The sequence below is a fragment of the Arthrobacter sp. EPSL27 genome, from assembly GCF_001512305.1.
Taxonomy (GTDB): domain Bacteria; phylum Actinomycetota; class Actinomycetes; order Actinomycetales; family Micrococcaceae; genus Arthrobacter.
This window is the reverse complement of the sequence record NZ_LNUT01000001.1, coordinates 16121-38243: the sequence shown is the minus strand read 5'-3', so window position 1 is coordinate 38243 and position 22123 is coordinate 16121. Positions and strand designations below refer to the sequence as shown.

The following is a 22123-nucleotide window of genomic DNA, read 5'->3' as shown; positions in this document are numbered from 1 at the left end:
GTCAGTCCTCCTCTTCCCATTCGGGGGTCATGTTGCGGGCAACCTGGATCTGGTCGTTGCTGACTCCGGCGGGGACCATCGGCCACACCATGGAGTTGGGGCTCACGACGAAGTCAATGACCACGGGGCGGTCGTTGATTTCCAGGGCCTTCTGGATGGTGGCGTCGATGTCCTCGTCGCGTTCGCAGCGTAAGGAGGCGCAGCCGTACGCGTCCGCGAGCTTGACGAAGTCCGGAATGCGGACGGTGTCGTGGCCGGTGTTGAGGTCGGTGTTGGAGTAGCGGCCCTCGTAGAAGAGGGTCTGCCACTGCCGCACCATGCCCAGGGAGGAGTTGTTGATGACGGCAACCTTGATGGGGATCTTGTTGATGGCGCAGGTGGCCAGTTCCTGGTTGGTCATCTGGAAGCAGCCGTCGCCGTCGATGGCCCACACCACGCGGTCCGGGTTGCCCACCTTGGCGCCCATGGCGGCCGGCACGGCGTAGCCCATGGTGCCTGCCCCGCCGGAGTTCAGCCAGGCGTGCGGGCGTTCGTACTTGATGAACTGCGAGGCCCACATCTGGTGCTGCCCCACGCCTGCGACGTAGACGCCTTCGGGCCCGGTGAGCGCACCGATGCGTTCGATCACGCGCTGCGGCGCGGTGAGGCCGTCGTCGGGTTCGGTCCAGCCCAGCGGGTAGGTTTCCTTGAGGTTGTTCAGGAATGCCCACCAGTTGGTGTAGTCCGGGGTGCCGGCGGTCTCGAACAGGGTGCGCAGGGCCTCGGTCAGTTCCGGAATGATCTCCTTGACCGAGCCCACGATCGGGACGTCGGCGGTGCGGTTCTTGGAGATCTCGGCCGGGTCGATATCCGCGTGGATGACCTTGGCGTTCGGGGCGAAGGACTTCAGCACGCCCGTCACCCGGTCATCGAAGCGGGCCCCCAGCGTGATCAGGAGGTCCGACTGCTGCAGGGCGGTCACGGCCGAAACCGTGCCGTGCATGCCGGGCATGCCGAGGTGCTGCGGGTGCGAGTCCGGGAAGACGCCGCGTGCCATGAGGGTGGTGACCACGGGGGCGCCGGAGAGTTCCGCGAGTTCCAGCAGCTCCGCCGAGGCATGTGCCTTGACGACGCCGCCGCCGACGTAGAGCACGGGCTTGCTGGCGGCCGCGATGAGCCGGGCGGCCTCGCGGACCTGCTTGTTGTGGCCGCGGAGCACGGGGTGGTACCCGGGCAGGTCGATCTTCGGCGGCCAGGAGAAGGTCATCTGCCCCACCTGGGCGTCCTTGGCGACGTCCACCAGGACGGGGCCCGGCCGGCCGGTCGAGGCCAGGTGGAAGGCCTCCGCCATGACGTGCGGGATGTCCTCGGGGTCCGTCACCAGGAAGGAGTGCTTGGTGATCGGCATGGTGATGCCGACGATGTCCGCTTCCTGGAACGCATCGGTGCCGATGACCCCGCTGGAGACCTGGCCGGTGATGGCCACCATCGGCACGGAGTCCATGTGGGCATCCATGATGGCGGTAACGAGGTTGGTGGCACCGGGGCCCGAGGTGGCGATGCAGACGCCAACCCGTCCGGTGACCATGGCGTAGCCTTGCGCGGCGTGGCCGGCTCCCTGTTCGTGACGGACCAGAACGTGGTTCATTCGGGAGGCCATCAAGGGGTCATAGGTGGGCAGGATCGCGCCACCGGGCAAACCAAAAATATCCTCCACGCCGAGTTCTTCGAGCGAGCGGACGATAGCTTGTGAACCGGTCATCACCGTCGGGGGTACGACGTTGTTCGGTCCAAGGACAGGAGAGGCAGCAGCAGTGTCGACGCCGGCGTCTGCCGGACGTTCGACGCGTTCAGAAGCCTTGTGGGCTCCTGCGGACTTAGTGGCCATCAGCGAGGGGCTGATCGGCGATCCTTTGCTCATCGGACTCTTCCTTTGTGGATCTACGGGGGATCTTCAGTGATCGGGGAACTGCTGGTACTGCGGCGTGCTGGTGGTGCGGTGCTGCGGAAATAAAAAAACCCCTCAGCCTGGCGGCTCTTCGAGGGGTTTGCGCGTGACGGGTCGTTACCAGTAGCGGCTATGGAGCCACGCGCTTGGTAAGTACGACGACGACTGCATCTGCAGCGGGGCCGGTAACGATCTCGATCATGCGTTCAGTTTTCCCTCTGAGTGAGACACGTGTCAACGAGGGCCGCGCGTGTCTCACTATCTGGACATCATTGTCCGCCTGCTGGGATCCGGGAGGCGGCGCGGACCGCCTCCCGGATCGGGTATCACCCGCAGTAGGCGCCGGTGGAGGCGCTGTGGACGAGCTTGGCGTACTTGGCGAGCACACCCTTGGTGAATTTGGCCGGGAGGGGCTCCCAGCCGACCTTCCGCGCGTCGAGCTCGGCCTCGTCGACCAGCAGGTCAAAGGAGCGGGCGGCGATGTCCACGCGGATCCGGTCGCCGTCCTTGACGAAGGCGATGGGGCCGCCGTCGACCGCTTCGGGGGCGACGTGGCCGATGCACAGGCCGGTGGTGCCGCCGGAGAACCGTCCGTCGGTGAGGAGCAGGACGTCCTTGCCCAGGCCCGCGCCCTTGATCGCACCGGTGATTGCCAGCATCTCGCGCATGCCCGGGCCGCCCTTGGGGCCCTCGTAGCGGATAACCACGACGTCGCCGGCCTTGATTTCACCCTTGTCCAGCGCGTCCAGGGCGCCCTGCTCGCGCTCGAAGACGCGGGCGGTGCCCTCGAAGACGTCGGCGTCAAAGCCGGCGCTCTTCACCACGGCACCCTCGGGGGCCATGCTGCCGTGCAGGATGGTGATGCCGCCGGTCTTGTGGATCGGGTTGTCCAGGGCGCGCAGGATCTTGCCGTCGACGTCCGGCGGGTTGATCGCGTCCAGGTTCTCCGCGACGGTCTTGCCGGTCACGGTGAGGCAGTCGCCGTGCAGCAGGCCGGCGTCGAGCAGGGCCTTCATGATCACCGGCACGCCGCCGATCTTGTCGACGTCGGTCATAACGTAGCGGCCGAACGGCTTGAGGTCGCCCAGGTGCGGGATCTTGTCGCCGATCCGGTTGAAGTCGTCCAGGGTCAGTTCCACCTCGGCCTCGCGGGCGATGGCCAGCAGGTGCAGTACGGCATTGGTGGAGCCGCCGAACGCCATGGTGACGGCGATGGCGTTCTCGAAGGCCTTCTTGGTCATGATGTCGCGGGCGGTGATGCCGAGGCGGAGCAGGTTCACCACGGCCTCGCCGGACTTCCGCGCGAAGTCATCACGGCGGCGGTCGGCCGACGGCGGGGCGGCGGAGCCGGGGAGGGACATGCCCAGGGCCTCCCCGATGCAGGCCATGGTGTTGGCGGTGTACATGCCGCCGCAAGCGCCTTCGCCCGGGCAGATGGCCTTTTCGATGCGGGTGAGGTCCTCCATGCTCATCTTGCCGGCGGCGCAGGCACCCACGGCTTCGAAGGCGTCGATGAGGGTGACCTCTTTTTCGGAGCCGTCCTCAAGCTTGACCCAGCCCGGCATGATCGAGCCGGCGTAGAGGAAGACGCTTGCAAGGTCGAGGCGGGCGGCGGCCATCAGCATGCCCGGCAGGGACTTGTCGCAGCCGGCCAGGAGCACGGAGCCGTCGATCCGCTCGGCCTGCATGACGGTCTCCACGGAGTCGGCGATGACTTCGCGGGAGACCAGGGAGAAGTGCATGCCCTCGTGGCCCATGGAGATGCCGTCGGAGACCGAGATGGTGCCGAACTGCATGGGGAACCCGCCGCCGGCGTGGACGCCTTCCTTGGCGCCCTGGGCGAGCCGGTTCAGGGAGAGGTTGCAGGGAGTGATTTCGTTCCAGGAACTCGCGACGCCGATCTGCGGCTTGGCGAAGTCGTCGTCGCCCATGCCGACCGCCCGGAACATGCCGCGCGCGGGCGCGGCGTGGATTCCGTCGGTGACGACCCGGCTGCGGGGCTTGATGTCCGGTGTGGTGGCTGTCGCTGTTTGGGTGTCCTCACTCATGGGTCAAAGTCTAGGGCTCCCCCGCGGGGGCCAACGACCCGGAATGGAGCATTAAGCGGAAATCCGGGAATGTTTCGACCAAATGGTGGACCTTCGTCTCACCTGGTGGACTGCTGCGGCGTGCAGGCTCAGTTCAGGTGAGCCGCGTCACGCAGTTCCGGCGCCTCGGCTACGGCGCGTGCTTCGGCCTTCAGCAGGGTGAGGACCTGCTGGATGGTGGTCCGGGCCGCGACGTCGGGGCGGGCCAGCGCCACGATGCTCCGGCTTGCCTTGACTCCCGCCAGGGGACGCAGCACAAAGCCGCGACCCTGGTTTTTCAGGGCGGTGTAGCGCGGCAGCAGGCTCAGCCCGTGCCCGGCGCTGACGAGGGCCTCCAGGACCCGCAGGTCGGGGAACATCTGGGCGCGGACTGCGGGCGAATCGGCCTGCACCTCAATCTGCCGGAGCACTGTGTCGAACGGGAATCCCTCGGGCACGCCCATCCACGGGAAGCCGGTCACGTCCTCGGCCCGCAGCGTCTCCTTGCCGGCGAGCGCATGCCCCTCGGGGATGGCGACGTCCAGCGGCTCGTCCAGGAGCGGCACAACCGTCAGGCCCAGGCGGGCAAAAACATCGGGGCCGTCGACGCTGTGCGCCAGCACAATGTCGTAGTCGGCCGTCAGGCCCGCGAAGCCTGCCACGTTGGGATCCTCGAAATACGCCTGGAAGCGGAGCCCGTCGATGGCTTTGACCCGGTGCAGGAGGCCGGGCAGGAACATCTCGGCTGCGCTCGGGAAGAACGCCGCCTTGACGTGCGTCTGCCATCCGCGGCGGTAGGTGTCGATGGTTGCCTCCGCACGCGCCATCGCCGTGGACACCTCGGCCGCCGCCCCCGCCATGGCGAGGCCGGCCTCGGTGAGCCGCACTCCCCTGCCGGACTTCTCGACCAGGGCGACCCCCAGTTCCTCCTGCAGGGTCTTGAGCTGCTGCGAGACGGCGGAGGGCGTCACCCGCATGGCCTCGGCCGTGGCGCCAACGGTCCCCCGGTCGGCCAGCTCCCGGAGTATCCGCAGTCGCTTGAAATCCATGAACAGAGGCTACAGGGCGGGCGGCCCGGAGGGTGGACAGCCCCCGCGGGGCGGACGTACCGTCAAGCAACGGCAACCTTGCCTCATGGACCAGAAAGGCTCTGCTATGGATTGGATCATTTGGCTCGTCGTCATCGTGGCGATTGTCGCCATCGTCTGGTGGCTGCTGAAACGGAACAGCTCTCGCGGCTCAGCCGGCGCCGGGACGGCTGCCGCCCCCGAGAAAACGGCTCCGCACCACCACGACGCCGACCACGACCCCAGCCACCGCGGAGCCCTGTCCGGCGGCGGTTCCGCCGCCTCCGCGTCGGCGGCAGGCCTGGCTTGGATGCCCACCTCCGCCGGCTTCAACCAGGCCGAACCGGAAACCGAACCGGAGCCCGAGCCCGATGCGGCCGCGGCAGCCGAGGATGCAGCAGCGGCCGACGCGCACGCGAAAGCGCGGGCTGCCGCTGCGGCAGGGGCCCAGCCCGCCCCCGCCGCGGAAGCCACTGCGGCCCCCACGGCCCAAGCCCCTGAAGAGCCCCAAGCCCCTGGAACCCACGCCCCCGGAACCCAGGCCGCTGGAGAGAGCCCCGAGTGGGAGACCCAGTGGTCCGAGACCCCGCCGGCGGAAGCCCACGGCGCCGCCCACCACGAACCCGGCCCGGGCAGCCACGCCCCGGGGGCACCTGCCGCCGCCGCGGCCGGCGCCACGGAAGCCACCGCGGCAGCGGGCGGCGCCCCGGTCCACCACCCCGAATACACGGAGCCGCACGCGCCCACCCTCCCGGGCGCCGAATCTGCAGCGGCGGAGACCAGCCCCGACGCAGAGGCAGTGGAAGCGCCAACCGCTGCCCCGGCCGTTCCGCCGGCGGCCGGCACCGCAGCAACGCCCCTTGCCGGCGCCGAGACCCGGCAGGCGGCAATGTCCTCGGCAGCGTCCGAAACCGCCGTGGGCCACGAGGCTGAACCCGCCGGGCACCTGGCCGCCGACCAGCCGTACGGCGAAGGGTCCGCGGCGCCCAACCCGGACGGCAGCGGCCCGGAGGGCTTTACGGTCAAGGGCAACGCGTCCTCGATGATCTACCACGACGAATCCAGCCCCGCCTACGAGGAGACCCGTGCCGAGGTCTGGTTCCTCTCCGAAGCCCACGCCGAAGCAGCCGGCTTCCGGCCGCCGCGGCGGACGCGGCAGTAACCCGTGGTGCGGCCCGCCCCTCCGGGCACCCCTGCCGCCGTCGTCCGCTGCCCGGCCGGCCGCGCTGTGAGCAAGCGGCGCAGCTTGGCGTGGGCAGCCGCCGTCGGAATCCTGTTGGGCGGCTGCACGCCCGCCGGACCTGACGCGTCCGGCGGCACCGCTCCCCCGGCCGGCACCAGCCCCGCAGTGCCCGGCCCGGGGGAATCCGGGTCCGGGGCATCCAGTCCGGGGCCATCCGGTCCCGGAGCGTCAAGCGCCGCGGGCAGGCCGGCCCCGGCAGAACCCGCGGTGGCCGGGACCATCGACGCTGAGCTGCAGGTGCCGTGGGCCACGGTCTTCCTGCCGGACGGCACGGCCGTGGTCTCCGAACGCGACCGGGGCCGGCTCCGCACCATCGCGCCGGGGTCGGGTGGGCGGACCGGCACCTTGGGGACGGTTCCCGACGTCGTCCACGGCGGCGAAGGCGGGCTGCTGGGACTGGCGCTCTCGCCGGACTTCGCCTCCGACCGGTACCTCTACGCCTATTTCACCGCCGCCCGCGACAACCGGATCGCGCGGCTGCGCCTCGAGGAGCGGGGCGGGGAGCTCCAGCTCGGACCCGCCGAGGTCATCTTCACGGGGATCCCCAAGGCCCGCACGCACAACGGCGGCCGGATCCGGTTCGGGCCCGACGGCTATCTCTATGTCGGCACCGGTGACGCCCAGCGCCAGGAGCAGTCCCAGGACCGCGAGGCCCTGGGCGGCAAGATCCTGCGCATCACCGCGGACGGCAGCCCCGCACCGGGCAATCCCTTTGGCGGGAATCCTGTGTACAGCCTGGGCCACCGCAACGTGCAGGGACTTGCCTGGGACAGCGCGGGCCGGCTGTGGGCGAGCGAATTCGGTCCCGACGTCAACGACGAGCTCAACCTGATTGTGCCGGGCGGAAATTACGGCTGGCCGGAGGTGACGGGGGCGCCGCGTCGGGCAGGGTTCCTGGACGCCAAGCTGACGTGGCCGTCGACGGCGGACTCCTCCCCCAGCGGTCTCGAGATCGCCGGGGACACGGCCTACCTGGGCGCCCTCCGCGGGCAGCGCCTGTGGGTTGTCCCCCTCAGCGGAGAATTCGCCGGTGATCCTGTGGGCTATTTCACACGCCAGTACGGGCGGATCCGGGACGTTGCGCTGGCTCCGGACGGCCGGTTGTGGATGCTCAACAACAACAAAAACCCTGATTCTGTGCTGGTTTTGGAGCTGCCCGGGTAGCCCCGGCCCCCGCCCGGGCACCCGATTTCACACTCCGTCAAAACTCGTGTAGAGTTTCATGTCGTTGCGGAGAACAACGCGGGAACAAAAACCCCGCGGAGAACGAAAACAACAGATGCACCTCTAGCTCAACTGGCAGAGCAATTGACTCTTAATCAATGGGTTCCGGGTTCGAGTCCCGGGGGGTGCACCACCAACGAAAACCCCGTCCTACCGGCCACAAGCCGGCAGGGCGGGGTTTTTGGTTTGCCCAAAAACCAGGCAGCAGCGACACAGCCGCGGCCCGCCCCTTCCAGGGTTCCAGTGCCTCACCCGAAACCCCACCTGGCCGGCGGACTCGCGTAGGATGCTGGACAATGACCGAGCAAGCGGCCTGAGGGGGAAACATTGACGGCTTCACACACCACTCGCGTGTCCCTGGCGGCGGACGGCCGGCCATGACCAAATCGAAGATCGTGGTGCGCCGCACCAAGGGCAGCAAGCGGCGGCCACCGAGGAAGCTTCCCGTCTCGGTTGCGAGCCTGCGCTGGGCGCTGGTGCGCCGGCTGCTGGTGGCTGTTCCGGCCGGGCTGTTCCTGGGCGGCATGGTGGCGACAGCCTCCGGCCTGGAGTCGGCGGATGCCGCCACCGAGGCAGCCCTGCTCTACGGCCTGGCTTTCTCCATCACGTTATTCCTGGCCGTGACCTGGCTGCTGGGGCGTCACCGGCGGGCAGCCTTTGCCGCGGCCGGAGGTGACCCGCACGCCGCGGGCGTACTGCTCTTTGGCGTCCTGACGCCCCGCAGGAGGAATCCAGGGCAGCGCGGCCACGGTCACGGCGGCGACGGCGGCTACAGCGCCGGCGGAGACAGCTCCGGGGACTGCGGTGGCCGGGACGGCGGAGGTGGAGGCTGCGACTAGGCTTCGCGCCGGACGGCAACCGCCAGCTGGAAGTGGATGGGCAGTGCCAGCTGGACCGGGGACGCGCCGACGGGCTCGTCAAGCAGCTCGTTGATCGAGGTCTGCCCTTCCAGCTCCGCAGTCAGGTCCGTGTCCATCCCCTGAGCCTATGCGCAGCCGGTGCCCCGGCCGGTGAAAGACACGGAACGGCAAGGATCACGAGGCGGCCGCGCGGCGCCGGACAGCCCGACAGGGCGCACTCACCGGTGGTTTTCGGGCCCTAGTTGGCCTCGACGGACACGCCCGGTTCGTTGGCGGTGACGATTGCCTTCGCCTCCGGGGAGGCGATCTTGTTGGCCAGTTCGAGGACCACCGCCTGCAGCTCCTGCCGGAGCACATCGGGGTCAATCGAGGCAGCGGCCAGCACGGACCGTTCCATGTCCGCGGCCTCGGCGACGGCACGGCGGCCCTGGTCCGTCAGCGACACCACATGGCTGCGCCGGTCAGAGGCACTGCGCTGCCGGGAAATGTGTCCGTGGGCTTCCAGCCGGCTCAGCGTCTTACCCATGGTCTGTGCCTGGACACGCACCAGCTGGGCCAGCTGGGCCTGCGTCATAGGGCCGTTGGCGGAGAGCACTTCCATCGCAATGACCCCGGCATGCGTGAGGCCAATAGCTCCCAGTTTTTCGTTCCAGGAGTGTTCGACGAGGCGCGCTGCTGTAGACAACAGGCGCCCAGTGGGCCAACGTTCCATATCAGGCATACCAACGAGTATAGCGATGGTCCGATTCGGCGGGCGGCCCAACCCTTACTAGGCTGGAATTCCGCCCCCTGAACCAGCCTTGAGAAGGAGCACACCATGCCCGAACGACTCACCCCCGGCGACGCGGCACCAGCCTTCACCCTGCAGAATTCTGACGGGCGGGAGGTCTCCCTCTCGGACTTCCGGGGTCGCAGCACCGTTGTCTACTTCTACCCGGCGGCCTCAACCCCGGGCTGCACGAAGGAGGCCTGCGATTTCCGGGATTCCCTGGAATCGCTGGAGGGTGCAGGCTACGCGGTGGTGGGTATCTCCCCCGACCCCGTGGAAAAGCTCGCCAATTTCGCAGCTGCGGAAGGACTGACGTTCCCCCTGCTGTCCGACCCGGACCACACTGTCGCCGAGGCCTACGCAGCCTGGGGCGAGAAGAAGAACTACGGCAAAACTTACGAAGGCCTGATCCGGTCCACCGTAGTGGTCGACCCCGAGGGGAAGGTGGCCCTTGCCCAGTACAACGTCCGGGCCACCGGGCATGTCGCCAAACTCCGCCGGGACCTGAAAATCGACGCCTGACAACAAAAACGCCCGGCAATAAACCCCGGCAGCGGGGCCCGCAGTCCGTGTTCATCCCCTGCGCGTGTTGAGCGCCAGGTGGGGGCGGCATGCTTGAACTGCGCTCGGCCGGTCTCTGGCCCCGCCGTGGCCGGCATCCCCCTCCGCCAGGGCGTGTGCCGCGAACTGTACAATGGACCCTGGCATGCTCCCGTTACGGTCCCACGGACTGTTGGGCGGGGCGCCGCGCGCGAGTGGTGAAATTGGCAGACACGCAGGATTTAGGTTCCTGTGCCTTCGGGCGTGGGGGTTCAAGTCCCCCCTTGCGCACACATCCAAGAGTCCCGGTCCTCGGACCGGGACTCTTGGGTTTAACCCGCGGGTGCCCTGCCTGCGCAGGCCGACAGGCAGGCTCAAATCACGGGCCGAAAAAGAATTTTCATCTCCCACCCATCCGTTTCCCCTGAGCCCCCGAATACCCAGTGAGACACCAACCGAGGTTGGTGGCCAACAAGTCGGAAACGAGCCACTGCGGAAATAGTCCGCCGCTGGCAATGATCGGCACAACAAAGGAGAAACCGAAATGCAGACCATCAAGCGCACGACTCTTTCCGTTGCAGGAATCGCTGCTGCAGCCATGCTCAGCCTCACCGCCTGCGGAGGATCCACCACCACGGCACCCGCCTCCTCGGCTCCGGCCGCCACGCCGATGGAATCGAGCATGGCACCGTCGCCGTCCACTAGCTCCGCAGCAGCCATGGATCCGGCCGCGAACCTCGTCGGTGAAGGCTGCGCCGCCTACGCCGCCCAGGTCCCGAGCGGCGCCGGCTCCGTCGCCGGCATGGCCCTCGACCCGGTAGCGGTCGCTGCCTCCAACAACCCGATCCTCACCACCCTGACCGCAGCGGTCTCGGGCAAGCTCAACCCGAAGGTGGACCTCGTGGACACCCTCAACGGCAGCGAGTTCACGGTGTTCGCACCGACGGATGACGCGTTCGCCAAGATCGACCCCGCCACGATCGAAACGCTGAAGACGGATGATGCCCTGCTCAGCAAGATCCTCACCTACCACGTAGTCCCCGGCAAGATCAGCCCGGACGAGATCGTGGGCACCCACGCCACCGTCCAGGGCGGTTCCGTAACGGTCACCGGCACCAAGGATGCGCTCAAGGTCGACGACGCCAACGTCGTCTGCGGCGGCGTTATGACCGCCAACGCCACTGTCTACATGGTCGATTCCGTCCTGATGCCGAAGTAGGCACCACCGGCCCTCCTGTTCCGGCTCCAGCCTGACTCACTGGACCATTAGGGAGAAGCGAAGGCCCCCACCACAGGTGGGGGCCTTCGTTTTGCCCCGGGGACCCCGGGGACCCCGGCCCGGAGGCCGCGCACGGCTCACAGCCTGCGTCCGGGACGGTCATCTAGAATGGGGCTGTTCCGCAGCCGGCGGTCCATCCATTCCCCCGAGGTGATTACCGAGTGCCCAGAAGTACAGTGCCCCACCGCGCCGTGAGCCCCCGCCCCCAGCGGGCCGGCGCAGTGCGCCGCATTGCGGCCGGCCTGGCCGCGCTCCTGACGATTCCGCTCGCCGCCTGCACCGGCACCCCCGGACCCGGCCCGGCCTCCGCAACCGCCTCGGCCAGCCCCACCTCCGCCGCCCCCAGCGCCGTCTTTAACTTCGGCACCGCCTCCCAGCCGCTGGGGCTGGATCCGGCCGTGGTGTCCGACATCGAGTCCTACCGGATCACGCGCCAGGTCCTGGAGGGCCTGGTCGGCGTCGACCAGACCACGGGACAGCCCACGCCGCTGCTGGCAACCGAATGGACCACCAGCGAGGACGGCCGCACCTACACGTTCAAACTCCGGAACGGCGTGACGTTCCAAGACGGGACGGCGTTCGACGCCGCAGCGGTCTGCACCAACTTTGACCGCTGGTTCAACTTCTCCGAAGCGCTGCGGCAGCAGGCTCCCGGAACCACCTTCAAGGGCGTTTTCAAGGCCCATGCCGACCAGGCCTCCCTGTCCATCTACAAAGGATGCGCCGCCGCGGCGCCGGACAACGTCACCATCGAGCTGACCCAGCCCTTCACCGGCTTCCTGCAGGCCCTCACGCTGCCCGCGTTCGCCATTTCCTCGCCGCAGGCCCTCGCAGCCCGCAACGCCGACGAGCTCAACCAGACCCGCGACGGCCAGGCCGTCTCCGCCTACGGGCTCCATCCGGTGGGAACCGGGCCCTACACCTTCAGTTCCTGGGACCCGGGCACCATCACCCTTTCCAGCAACAAGGACTACTGGGGGGACAAGGGCCAGATCGGCACCATCAACTTCGTCACGTACGACCACACCCAGACCCGGATGCAGGCCCTGCTGGACGGCAAGATCGACGCCTACGACGCCGTCACTGTCGGCAACTTCGACCAGCTCGTGAAGCGCGGGCAGCAGATTGTCCAGCGCGACCCGTTCTCCGTCATGTACCTGGGGATGAACCAGGAAGTGCCCATCCTGAAGGACCTCAAGGTCCGCCAGGCGATCGAAATGGCCCTGGACAAGGACACCCTGATCCGCCGGTTCTTCATTGACAACACGGCGCAGGCCACGCAGTTCGTCCCGGCCAAACTCAGCGGCTTCAACAACAACGCCCCCGCCCTTGGCCACAACCCGGACAAGGCCAAGGAGCTCCTTGCCGAGGCCGGCTACCAGGGCGAGGAGCTGAAGTTCTACTACCCGCTGAACGTCACCAGGCCCTACCTGCCGACACCGGAAAAGGTCTACGCGGAAATCAGCAAGCAGCTGACCGCTGTCGGCCTCAACATCAAGCCCGTGCCCGTCGAATGGTCCGAGGGCTACCTGCAGAAGGTCACATCCCCCGGCGACCACGCCCTCCACCTGCTGGGCTGGAACGGCTCCTACGCCGACCCGGACAACTTCGTGGGCCCGCTCTTCGGCGAGAACACCGGCGAGTTCGGCTACCAGGACCCGCAGGTCTTTTCCAAAATCGCCCGCGCCCGCGGCCTGCCGGACGGCAAGGAGCGGACCGAGGAGTACCAGACCATCAACGCCCAGATCGCCGCCACGGTCCCGGCCGTGCCCATCGCTTTCCCGATCTCGGCGCTGGCTCTCTCGGACCGGGTGTTGAAGTATCCGGCGTCTCCCGTCCTGAACGAAGTTTTCACAAAGGTGGAGCTAAAGCCTTGACGGGCGGGGCCAATTTCAGTAAGAGGCCCGTGAAGGATATTCTGTGACAGCCAGACCCGCTGCTATCGGAGACTGATTGTGACTTTCATTTCCAAGACCCAACATGCCGACGTCGTCCTGATTGGCGGCGGCATCATGAGCGCCACTCTCGGAGCCTTCCTGAAGCAGCTCGAGCCGAACTGGACCATCTCCCTGTTCGAGAAGCTGGACGAGCCCGGCCTGGAAAGCTCCGGGCCCTGGAACAACGCCGGCACCGGACATGCCGCGCTGTGCGAACTCAACTACTCCCCCGCAGCCAAAGACGGCTCCGTGGACCCCTCCAAGGCGCTCCTGATCAACGAGCAGTTCCAGCTGTCCCGCCAGTTCTGGTCCCACCTGGTCACGAACGGCATGATCGGCTCCCCCAAGGGCTTCATCAACACCGTGCCACACATGAGCTTTGTGATCGGCGAGGAAAACACCAAGTTCCTGCGCACCCGCTACGAGGCGCTCAAGCCGAACCCGCTGTTCCGCTCGATGGAATACTCCGAGGACCACGCACAGATCGCAAAGTGGGCGCCGCTGATCGTCAAGGGACGTGACCCGAAGCAGCGCGTCGCCGCCACCCGCGCCGCGGAAGGGACCGACGTCGACTTCGGCGCCCTGACCCGGGAGCTCACCACCTACCTCGGGAACAACGGCGTGGAGGTCAACTATGGCCACGACGTCACCGGCATCAAGCGCGCCCCCGGCGGCGGCTGGGATCTGGCCATCAAGCACCCCCGGTCCGGCGAGCACGGCTCCATCCGTGCCAAGTTCGTCTTTGTCGGCGCCGGCGGCGGCGCACTGCACCTCCTGCAGGCCTCCGGCATCCCGGAAAGCAAGGGCTACGGCGGTTTCCCGGTCTCCGGCCAGTTCTTCCGCTGCACGGACGAGACGCTCGCGGCCCAGCACAGCGCCAAAGTCTACGGCCAGGCCTCCGTCGGCGCCCCGCCCATGTCGGTTCCGCACCTGGACACCCGCTATGTCAACGGCAAGCGGTCCCTGCTGTTCGGCCCGTACGCCGGCTTCTCCACCAACTTCCTGAAGAACGGCTCCTACCTGGACCTGCCGCTGTCCATCCGGCCCTCCAACATCATTCCGATGCTGGCCGTGGCCAAGGACAACATGGATCTCACCGCCTACCTGGTCAAGGAAGTCGCCAAGCGGCACGGCGCCAAGGTTGAGGCCCTGCGCGAGTACTACCCCGCCGCGCAGGACGGCGACTGGGAACTCATCACCGCCGGCCAGCGTGTACAGATCATCAAGAAGGACCCCAGGAAGGGCGGCGTGCTGCAGTTCGGCACCGAAGTCATCGCCGGCCGCGACGGCTCGATCGGCGCCCTGCTGGGGGCGTCCCCGGGCGCGTCCACAGCGGTGCCGATCATGATCGAACTGCTGCAGAAGTCCTTCCCGAAGCAGTTCAAGGGCTGGCAGTCCAAGTTCAAGGAGATGATGCCCGGTTATGGCGTCAAGCTCAACGAGAACCCGGACCTGGCCGCACAGCTTGAGGCCGACACCGCCAAGGCGCTGCAGCTGGAACCGGTCAACGCCAACCGCCCCTGACACCGGTCCCGGGTCGCGGAACCCTGGTCCCTGCGCTGGTTAGATCCCGTTGAATTACGTCCGCCGACCCGTCAGGAGACCATAAGATGTTCCGGCTTGCAAAGCTGTCGCTGGCCAACCGGGCCCTGATCGCCCTGGTCACCGTTTTCGCGTCGGTCTTCGGCGTGATCACGATGTCCTCGCTCAAGCAGGAACTCATCCCGTCCATCGAGTTCCCGCAGATCACGGTCATCACGTCCATGCCGGGGGCCTCCCCCGAAGTGGTGGACAAGCAGGTCAGCGGGCCGCTGGAGACTGCGCTCAACGGCGTGGAGGGTTTGGAATCGACGTCCTCCACGTCGCGCAACGGCGTCTCCCAGATCAGCATGGTCTTCACCTATGGCTCCAACCTGGACCGTGCCCGGAACCAGATCGACCGCGCTATCTCCAACGCCAAGCGGTCGCTGCCGGACGACGTCCAGCCCCAGGCCATCGCCGGCAGCATCAGCGATTTCCCCATCGTGTTCCTGGCGGTCTCGTCCGACAAGCCCCTGAGCGAACTGAACGCCGACCTGGCCCGGCTCACCGTTCCGCGGCTGCAGAAGCTCGACGGCGTCCGCGGCGCCGAAGTGACCGGCGGGGCCACCCAGCACATCAAGATCCTCCCCCGCCCCGAGGCCATGGCGGCCTCCGGCGCGGGCATCCAGTCCATCAGCGAGGCCCTGCGGAACAACGGGGCCCTGGTTCCCGCCGGCACCATCGAAGAGCAGGGCAAAACACTCTCGCTGCAGATCGGCAGCCCTGTGGACTCCCTCGACGCCATCCGGGCTCTTCCGCTGGGCGGCACCCGGAACGCCGCAACCATCGGCAGCGTCGCGGACGTCAGCATCGCCGAGGATGCCCGCACCTCCATCACACGGACCAACGGCAAGGAAACCCTGGCCCTGTCCGTTACCAAAAAGCCCGAGGGCGACACCGTGGGCATCTCCCACGCCGTGAAGGACATCCTGCCGGAACTTGAGGCCGAGCTCGGCTCCAACGCGAAGTTCACCCCGATCTTCGACCAGGCGCCGTTCATTGAAAAGTCCATCAAGGACCTCACCACCGAGGGCCTGCTGGGCCTGGGCTTCGCCGTCGGCGTGATCCTGGTGTTCCTGATGTCCGTCCGGGCCACCCTGGTCACGGCAGTCTCCATCCCTCTGTCCCTGCTGATCACCTTCATCGGCCTGTCGGCCACGGGCTACTCGCTGAACATCCTGACCCTCGGCGCGCTCACCATCGCGATCGGACGCGTGGTGGACGACTCGATCGTGGTGATCGAGAACATCAAACGCCACCTCAGCTACGGCGAGCCGAAGATCACCGCCATCCAGACGTCCATCCGGGAAGTCGCCGGCGCCATCACGGCCTCCACCCTGACCACCGTGGCCGTCTTCCTGCCGATCGCATTCGTGGCCGGCCTGGCCGGCGAACTCTTCCGGCCGTTCGCCCTGACGGTCACCATCGCCCTGCTGTCGTCCCTGCTTGTCTCGCTCACCATCGTGCCGGTCCTGGCGTACTGGTTCCTGCGGAACCCGGGCGCCGAGACGGGGGCAGCCCGAGAAGACACCGATGCCGCAGGCCGGGCAGCCACGGCCCGGGAGATTGCTGCGCAGGCCCATGAGGCCGAGCAGCGCACCGTCCTGCAGCGCGGCTACCTGCCGGTCCTGACCAAGACCCAGAAGCATCCGGTCGTGACCCTCATCGCCGCCCTGCTGGTCCTCGGCGGCACCGCCGCCATGACGCCGCTGCTGGCCACCGACCTGCTGGGCAACTCCGGTGAGAACAGCATGACCGTGCGGCAGACCCTCCCGTCCGGCACCAGCCTGGCCGACACCAGCGCCGCTGCGGTCAAGGTCGAGGAAGTCCTGCGGGAGATCGACGGCGTCAAGGACGTCCAGGTCACCACCGGCAACGCCCAGTCCGGGTTCTCCGCGCTGCTGTCGTCCGGGGCCTCAAGCTCCAGCTTCACCGTGGTGACCGAGGAGAAGGCCGACCAGGGCCAGCTCAAGGACACCGTCCGCAACGAACTGGCCAGGATCCCCGGTTCCGGAAAGATCACCGTGGGCTCCCAGCAGGGCGGCTTCGGCACCTCGTCCACCGTGGACATCACCCTGAAGGCAGCCACCACCGCTGACCTCCGGACGGCCAGCGACACCATGGTCAAGGCCATGGAGGGCGTCCCCGGCGCATCCGAGGTGGCCACCAACCTCGCCGCCAGCCAGGCCGTGGTCCAGGTCAAGGTGGACCGCGCGAAAGCCGTCGCGGCCGGCCTGAGCGAGGAACAGGTGGCCGGTGTACTTGCCTCCACCATCAGCCCGGTTCCGGCCGGGACGGTGCGCATCGACACCAACGACTACCCCGTGCGGATCGGCGAAGGAACCCGTTTCAGCAGCATCGACGCCGTCCGGCAGACACCGCTGCCGACGGCGGCCGGGCCCGTGCCGCTGGTGAGCATCGCCGCCGTCGAACAGGTGGACGTCCCGGTCTCGATTACCGCCAGCAACGGCCAGCGGACCGCACGCGTGTCAGTGACGCCGTCGGGCTCCAACCTGGGCGCGGTGAGCACCGAGGTGCAGGCCCGGCTCAAGACCGTCCAGCTGCCGGCGGGAGTCACGGCCGAGATCGGCGGCGCCACCACCCAGCAGGCAGAGTCCTTCGGGCAGCTGGGCCTTGCCCTGCTGGCCGCCATCGCGATCGTCTACGTGATCATGGTGGCCACCTTCAAATCCCTTATCCAGCCGCTGATCCTGCTGGTCTCGGTGCCGTTCGCGGCCACCGGCGCGATCGGGCTGCTGCTGATCACCGGTGTGCCGCTGGGCCTGCCGGCCCTGATCGGCATGCTGATGCTGGTGGGCATCGTGGTGACCAACGCCATTGTGCTGATCGACCTCATCAACCAGTACCGCCAGCCGCGCAACGGCGAGCCCGGCATGAATGTGGCCGATGCCATCACCCACGGCGCCCGCCAGCGCCTCCGGCCAATCCTCATGACCGCACTGGCCACCGTGTTCGCCCTGACGCCGATGGCCCTGGGCCTGACCGGCGGCGGCGGGTTCATCTCCCAGCCGCTCGCCATCGTGGTGATCGGCGGCCTGATCTCCTCCACGGCCCTGACCCTGGTGCTGGTCCCGGTCCTGTACCGGCTGGTGGAGGGACGTCGCGAGCGGAAGGCGCTGGCACGCGCGGAGGCCGATCAGGGCTCCGGTGCCGGGCAGGTCACCGCCCCTGCGCGGTCCCGCGGCCGCCGGGCGGCGCCGGGAGCCGTCCCCGACGACTTCCCGGACGACCTCCCCGAGGACGCCGGCGTCCCGACCGGATCCCGCTAGCCGGCGGAGCCCTCTCCGCCTAGCGCCCGGACAGGGCCGACTTGCGCTGGCGGTGGACGGCCCGCTGCTTCCGGTGCCCGCCGTCAGCCGGCTTCCGGTCGGCGGCTGAGGCCTCGATGCTGCGGTGGCGGGGACCGCCTGCAATGGCGGGGACACCCTGCTCCCGGTTTGCCGGGACGGTCATCTCCCGGGCCGGGTTGCCGGTGAACGTTGCCCCCTCGGGGACGTCCTCGCCCTTCATCAGCATGGCGTCGGCTCCGACGGACGAGCCGTCGTGCAGCACCACCCCGTAGTTGACCCAGGAATCCACGGCAAGGGTGCAGCCGTTGCCGATCACTACGTAGTCCGACTTGAAGGCGCCGTCCTCCATGGAGTGGCCCTGCACGTGCACTCCCTCGTTGAACGTGCAGTCATCGCCGATGGTCACGAGGGTTTTCTCCGGCATGTTCAACCCGCCGTCGTAGACCCGCTTGCCCATCCGGACGCCGAAGATCCGCCAGAGCACGGGCTTAAACGGGGTGCCGTTGAAGGCAGGACCGCCCAGGAGCTTCCAGAGGCGTTCGTGCTGCCAGAAATACGGATCGTAGATGGAGCAGAACTGGGGCTTCAGGCGCCGGAATCCCATGACCGAGCGCTCCACCAGCGCCATGAACAGGATGCGGAACACCATCAAGCCCAGCATGGCGCCGGAGATGGCCAGGACGCCAACGAAATCGTGGCCGGTGACGGCGACCGCGCCCGCCAGCGCTGCGACGAACAGCAGGAACCAGCGCACGGCCAGGTAAAGCGCCATGCTCACAATGTTGTGCCGGTTCTTGGACGGGAGGAGCCGCTGCATGGCTTCGGCCTGCTTGAGCTCGTCGAACTGGGCGTCGCGCTGGACCGACCGTGGAATCTCGAAGGCCGGTGAGCCCAGCAGTCCCACGTCCCGGCGGACCGGCCCATCGATGGGAATCATGACCTTGGTGGCCAGCAGGCAGTTCTCTCCGGCCTGCGCCCCGATCGGGAACGTGATGTTGTTCCCCAGGAAGTTGTGCCCGGCGATCTGGACCTTGGAGAGCCGGAACGAGGTGTTGGTGTAGTCGGCGTTCATCATGTTCAGGCCGTCCGACACCATGGTCCCGGTTCCCACGGCGCTGAGGAACGGCGACTCATGGGACAGGGTGGGGCCGAAGTTCGAGCCGGTCTGCTGCACCTTGCCAAGGTCCCATCCGAGGGCCTTAAGGTAGTGCACGATGTACGAGCTGTCGCCGAAGAGGTTCTTGTACACCCCGAGGCTCGAGAACCGCATGATGGTCCGGTGCACGGAGTAGTGCCAGCCGTACAGCGGATACACCACATCGGGCTTGAGGAAGCGGTTCAGCACCCGCGGAACGCACAGGGTGAAGAAGAGGCCGGTGAACAGCCCGGCGACGAACAGCACAAAGGTCACGGCCATCAGGTCGAGGAAGAACGCAACGGCGTCCAGCTGCAGGTGTCCGGTGTCCAGGTAGGACGGCAGCAGCGCCGCGAGCCCGAGGATGCCGACCGGGAGAACCAGGACCAGGCGGCTGAAGAGCTGGAGCAGGCTGAAGATGACGCGACGGCGTGTGCTGCAGTCAGCCGCCGGCACCCGGAGGTAGTTTGTGGCGGCCCGTACCGCCGGGGAGCCGTGCCAGACTTCACCGGCGGGCACGGCCTGCCAGGACTGGAGCGATGAGGCGTGCCCGAGCTGGCTGTTGTCCCCCATGGATGCTCCGATGTCGAGCGTGGTCCGCTCCGAGACCAGCACGTTGCTGCCCAGCGTCACGGGGCCTTTCTGGATCATGCCGGAATGGGCCCGGTAGCACAGGATCGAGGCGTTTTTGTGGACGACGGTGTTGTCCCCAATGGTCAGCAGGTCCGGGCATCCCGGGACCTTCCGGGAGAAGACCACCACTCCCTTGCCGATATTCGCGCCAAGCATCTTCAGGTACAGGACGAACAGCGGGGAGCCGGCGAACAGCACCAGGGGGTTGGCCCGTGTGAGCGTCTTGACCGCCCAGAACCGGAGGTAGTCAAAGCTCCAGATCCGGATGTCGCCGGGCTTCCAGCGTCCAGCGACGGCCCACTTGAAGAGGATCGGGGTCACGGACAGGATCAGGAACATGGCCGCGCCGAACCCGACCGACCGCAGCCACATCTCAAAGAAGTTGGACCCGCCGGCCGCCCATTCGTAGCCGAACACCAGCAGCCAGGCGGCGTACATGGTGTAGCCCAGGAAAAACAGCAGCTGGACCGCGCCGCAGAGGGCGTACCGGAGGGAGCTGACGCGGTACGGCTCGGCGGGGGGCGCCAGGCCTGCCGCCGGAACTGCCGGTTCCAGGACGGTGTCCCGCCGGACGGCGTCGAGGTACTCGGCCAGCTGCCGGACCGTGGGGTGCTTGTAGATGTCCTGCATGGCCGCCGGCGGCAGGTCGGTTTGCTTCCGGATCCGGGCGCAGTAGTGCGCCATCAGCAGGGAATCCGCGCCCAGGTCGTTGAAGAAGTGCGCGTCCGTGGAGATCTTGTCGAGGCCCAGCACCGTGCCGAGCTGTTCGGCCAGTGCCGTCTCGGTGGCAGTGGCCGGGGCGGTGAAGGCTCCGTTGCCGGCTATGCCCAACCGGTGGGTGGGCCGCGGTAGCCGCTTACGGTCCACCTTGCCGCTGGCCATCATGGGCATGGACTCCAGCTGCTCGAAGTAGGCCGGAACCATGTACCCGGGGAGCCTGGTGCGGAGCATTTCCCGGATGTCGCGGGCGTCCACGTTCTCCGCGTCCTGGCGGAGGGTGTAGTACGCGGCCAGCTCCACGGATCCGTTCTCCTGCGAGAACTTCTCCACCACGCCCTGGGCGATGCCGGGAAGCTGCAAAAGGAAGGATTCGATTTCGGTCAGTTCGATGCGGTAGCCGCGGATTTTGACCTGGGTGTCGATGCGGCCGAAGTACTCGATCTCACCGTCGGCGTTGAACCTGCCCAGGTCGCCGGTGCGGTAGATCCGGCCGGACGGGTTGTTGCCGATGCCGAGAAAATCCGGGATGAAGGCCTTCTCCGTCAGATCGGGGCGGTTCACGTAGCCGCGTGCCAGCCCCACGCCGGCCAGTCCGATCTCCCCCGATTCCCCGGGGGGAAGGGCACGGCTACCGTCGGGGTCCAGGATGACGGCCGTGTAGGTGGGCAGGGGCACGCCGAGCGAGACCGGCCTGTCCGGATCCAGGAGTGCCCACGTCGCGGTGACTGTGGCCTCCGTGGGCCCGTAGACGTTCAGGAAGCGCCGGCCGGGGCGGTGCCAGCGCATCACGAGGTCCCGGGGGCAGGCTTCGCCGGACACCAGCAGGAAGCGCAGGCCCGGCAGGTCCTCGTCGATCGTCGCCAGCAGCGTCGGAACGCAGCACAGGGCGGAGATGTTCTTTTCCTGCAGGTACTCCGCAAGGTCGGCCCCGAGCAGGCTGGGGCCGCCGGGCTTGGGCACCAGGGTGGCGCCGGCCATCCAGGAGACCCAGATTTCCTCGACGGAGAAGTCGAAGGCGATGGTCATGCCCTGGTAGACCCTGTCCGTCTGTTCGATGCCGTAGATATCGGACGCCACCCGGACGAAGTTGCAGATGCTGGCGTGCTCCACTGCCACACCCTTGGGCCGGCCGGTGGAACCGGAGGTATAGATGATGTAGGCCAGCTCATCAACGGTCCCGCCGATGTCCGCACCGTCCACGCGTCCGGGGTCCTGGGCGTCCACGTGCGGCTGCTCCACGTCAAGGCAGACCGTCTGGGCGGCCACCTCGGGCAGGAGTTCCGTCAGCCGCGACAGTGACAGCACCATCGCGACGTCAGCGTCCTCGACGATGTACTTCAGGCGGTCCGGGGGGAACGCCGGGTCCAGCGGCACATAGGCGGCGTGGATCTTCAGCACCGCGAGCATCGCCACGTACGCGCGCCACGGCTCGTCGAACAGGAGGGCTATGCGGTCCCCGGGCCGGGCGCCGCGTTCCAGGAGGCGGCGCGCCAGCTGGTTGGCCCGGGCATCCAGCTCCAGGTAGCTCAGGGCTATGTCCCCCGCGTCCACGGCAAGCTGCCCGCCCAGGCCTTGTTCCCGCAGCAGGTCGCACCGGTCCTCAAAGAGCTGGTCCAGCCGTTCGCCCTCCTGCCAGCGTGCGGCCTGGTCCGGAGCCTCCGACGTCAGGATTGTCCCCTCGGCAGCGCCGCCGTCCGAGGTCATCCTGCCGCGCAGTTCGGCCGGGGCGGTGGCGCCGGTGCGCACCCTCACCTTCTTGCTCATACTGTCTCCTTCGGGTGACGCGGGGCGCCGCAGCCAGGCTGCTCATTTTTGTGGCGGACCAGGCGTT

14 protein-coding genes and 2 tRNA genes are annotated in these 22123 nt (G+C 67.7%); 10 read left to right on the top strand and 6 right to left on the bottom strand.

The features are described 5' to 3' along the window. Window position 1: 1 nt before the first annotated feature. The 3 genes from AR539_RS00145 to AR539_RS00135 form a co-directional block, all read right to left on the bottom strand. The gene (locus tag AR539_RS00145; RefSeq protein WP_066431041.1) at window positions 2-1900 is read right to left on the bottom strand and encodes an acetolactate synthase large subunit; all 1899 of its coding nucleotides are present in this window, start codon (window positions 1898-1900) and stop codon (window positions 2-4) included. A 353-nt stretch (window positions 1901-2253) separates the two neighbouring features. Then, window positions 2254-3975 carry a dihydroxy-acid dehydratase gene (gene ilvD / locus AR539_RS00140; RefSeq protein WP_066431040.1) on the bottom strand — a complete coding sequence of 574 codons (1722 nt, stop codon included), beginning with the start codon at window positions 3973-3975 and terminating at the stop codon, window positions 2254-2256. 128 nt (window positions 3976-4103) lie between these two features. Beyond that, window positions 4104-5042, bottom strand: coding sequence for a LysR family transcriptional regulator (locus AR539_RS00135; protein ID WP_066431038.1), 939 nt, complete (start codon window positions 5040-5042; stop codon window positions 4104-4106). A gap of 106 nt (window positions 5043-5148) precedes the next feature. Here AR539_RS00135 and AR539_RS00130 point away from each other — a divergent pair, with 106 nt between their 5' ends. From AR539_RS00130 to AR539_RS19575, 4 genes are all read left to right on the top strand, one after another. Next, on the top strand, window positions 5149-6222 hold the full coding sequence (locus AR539_RS00130) for a sunset domain-containing protein (protein WP_066431037.1): 1074 nt from the start codon (window positions 5149-5151) through the stop codon (window positions 6220-6222). Window positions 6223-6288: 66 nt separating this feature from the next. After that, window positions 6289-7467 (top strand): PQQ-dependent sugar dehydrogenase, encoded by a 1179-nt coding sequence (locus tag AR539_RS00125; protein WP_157360890.1) that lies wholly within the window; start codon window positions 6289-6291, stop codon window positions 7465-7467. A 117-nt stretch (window positions 7468-7584) separates the two neighbouring features. After that, window positions 7585-7660, top strand: a tRNA-Lys gene (locus tag AR539_RS00120). A gap of 244 nt (window positions 7661-7904) precedes the next feature. Further along, window positions 7905-8366: a hypothetical protein gene (locus AR539_RS19575; protein WP_066431036.1), complete on the top strand. Its 462-nt coding sequence runs from the start codon at window positions 7905-7907 to the stop codon at window positions 8364-8366. Here AR539_RS19575 and AR539_RS19220 read toward each other — a convergent pair. Both AR539_RS19220 and AR539_RS00110 read right to left on the bottom strand, forming a co-directional pair. Then, a complete protein-coding gene (locus AR539_RS19220) occupies window positions 8363-8503 on the bottom strand; it encodes a hypothetical protein (protein WP_157360876.1) in 141 nt (46 codons plus the stop codon). The two genes, AR539_RS19575 and AR539_RS19220, sit on opposite strands and share 4 nt — an antisense overlap. Window positions 8504-8625: 122 nt before the next feature. Continuing rightward, window positions 8626-9099 (bottom strand): MarR family winged helix-turn-helix transcriptional regulator, encoded by a 474-nt coding sequence (locus tag AR539_RS00110; RefSeq protein ID WP_066431034.1) that lies wholly within the window; start codon window positions 9097-9099, stop codon window positions 8626-8628. A 105-nt stretch (window positions 9100-9204) separates the two neighbouring features. Here AR539_RS00110 and bcp point away from each other — a divergent pair, with 105 nt between their 5' ends. The 6 genes from bcp to AR539_RS00080 all read left to right on the top strand — a co-directional run bounded on the left by bcp (window position 9205) and on the right by AR539_RS00080 (window position 17783). Beyond that, complete coding sequence (gene bcp / locus AR539_RS00105) at window positions 9205-9678, top strand: thioredoxin-dependent thiol peroxidase (protein WP_066431032.1); 474 nt, start codon at window positions 9205-9207, stop codon at window positions 9676-9678. A 227-nt stretch (window positions 9679-9905) separates the two neighbouring features. Next, window positions 9906-9987, top strand: a tRNA-Leu gene (locus AR539_RS00100). Between the two features lie 253 nt (window positions 9988-10240). Continuing rightward, entirely contained in the window at window positions 10241-10915 is a 675-nt protein-coding gene (locus AR539_RS00095; RefSeq protein WP_066431029.1) for a fasciclin domain-containing protein, read from the top strand. Between the two features lie 281 nt (window positions 10916-11196). After that, a complete protein-coding gene (locus tag AR539_RS00090; protein ID WP_082699130.1) occupies window positions 11197-12852 on the top strand; it encodes an ABC transporter substrate-binding protein in 1656 nt (551 codons plus the stop codon). Between the two features lie 78 nt (window positions 12853-12930). Then, a complete protein-coding gene (locus tag AR539_RS00085) occupies window positions 12931-14436 on the top strand; it encodes a malate:quinone oxidoreductase (RefSeq protein WP_066431026.1) in 1506 nt (501 codons plus the stop codon). A gap of 86 nt (window positions 14437-14522) precedes the next feature. Then, a complete protein-coding gene (locus tag AR539_RS00080; protein ID WP_066431024.1) occupies window positions 14523-17783 on the top strand; it encodes an efflux RND transporter permease subunit in 3261 nt (1086 codons plus the stop codon). 19 nt (window positions 17784-17802) lie between these two features. On the opposite strand, the gene AR539_RS00075 is transcribed toward AR539_RS00080, so the two are convergent. Then, window positions 17803-22056, bottom strand: coding sequence for a Pls/PosA family non-ribosomal peptide synthetase (locus tag AR539_RS00075; protein WP_082699112.1), 4254 nt, complete (start codon window positions 22054-22056; stop codon window positions 17803-17805). Window positions 22057-22123: the final 67 nt, after the last annotated feature.

Bases quoted from the DNA above. Each gene is read 5' to 3' on its own strand.
- AR539_RS00145 (WP_066431041.1), bottom strand. From the start codon at position 1,900: ATGAGCAAAGGATCGCCGATCAGCCCCTCGCTGATGGCCACTAAGTCC.
- ilvD (WP_066431040.1), bottom strand. From the start codon at position 3,975: ATGAGTGAGGACACCCAAACAGCGACAGCCACCACACCGGACATCAAG.
- AR539_RS00135 (WP_066431038.1), bottom strand. From the start codon at position 5,042: ATGGATTTCAAGCGACTGCGGATACTCCGGGAGCTGGCCGACCGGGGG.
- AR539_RS00130 (WP_066431037.1), top strand. From the start codon at position 5,149: ATGGATTGGATCATTTGGCTCGTCGTCATCGTGGCGATTGTCGCCATC.
- AR539_RS19575 (WP_066431036.1), top strand. From the start codon at position 7,905: ATGACCAAATCGAAGATCGTGGTGCGCCGCACCAAGGGCAGCAAGCGG.
- AR539_RS19220 (WP_157360876.1), bottom strand. From the start codon at position 8,503: ATGGACACGGACCTGACTGCGGAGCTGGAAGGGCAGACCTCGATCAAC.
- AR539_RS00110 (WP_066431034.1), bottom strand. From the start codon at position 9,099: ATGGAACGTTGGCCCACTGGGCGCCTGTTGTCTACAGCAGCGCGCCTC.
- bcp (WP_066431032.1), top strand. From the start codon at position 9,205: ATGCCCGAACGACTCACCCCCGGCGACGCGGCACCAGCCTTCACCCTG.
- AR539_RS00095 (WP_066431029.1), top strand. From the start codon at position 10,241: ATGCAGACCATCAAGCGCACGACTCTTTCCGTTGCAGGAATCGCTGCT.
- AR539_RS00080 (WP_066431024.1), top strand. From the start codon at position 14,523: ATGTTCCGGCTTGCAAAGCTGTCGCTGGCCAACCGGGCCCTGATCGCC.
- AR539_RS00075 (WP_082699112.1), bottom strand. From the start codon at position 22,056: ATGAGCAAGAAGGTGAGGGTGCGCACCGGCGCCACCGCCCCGGCCGAA.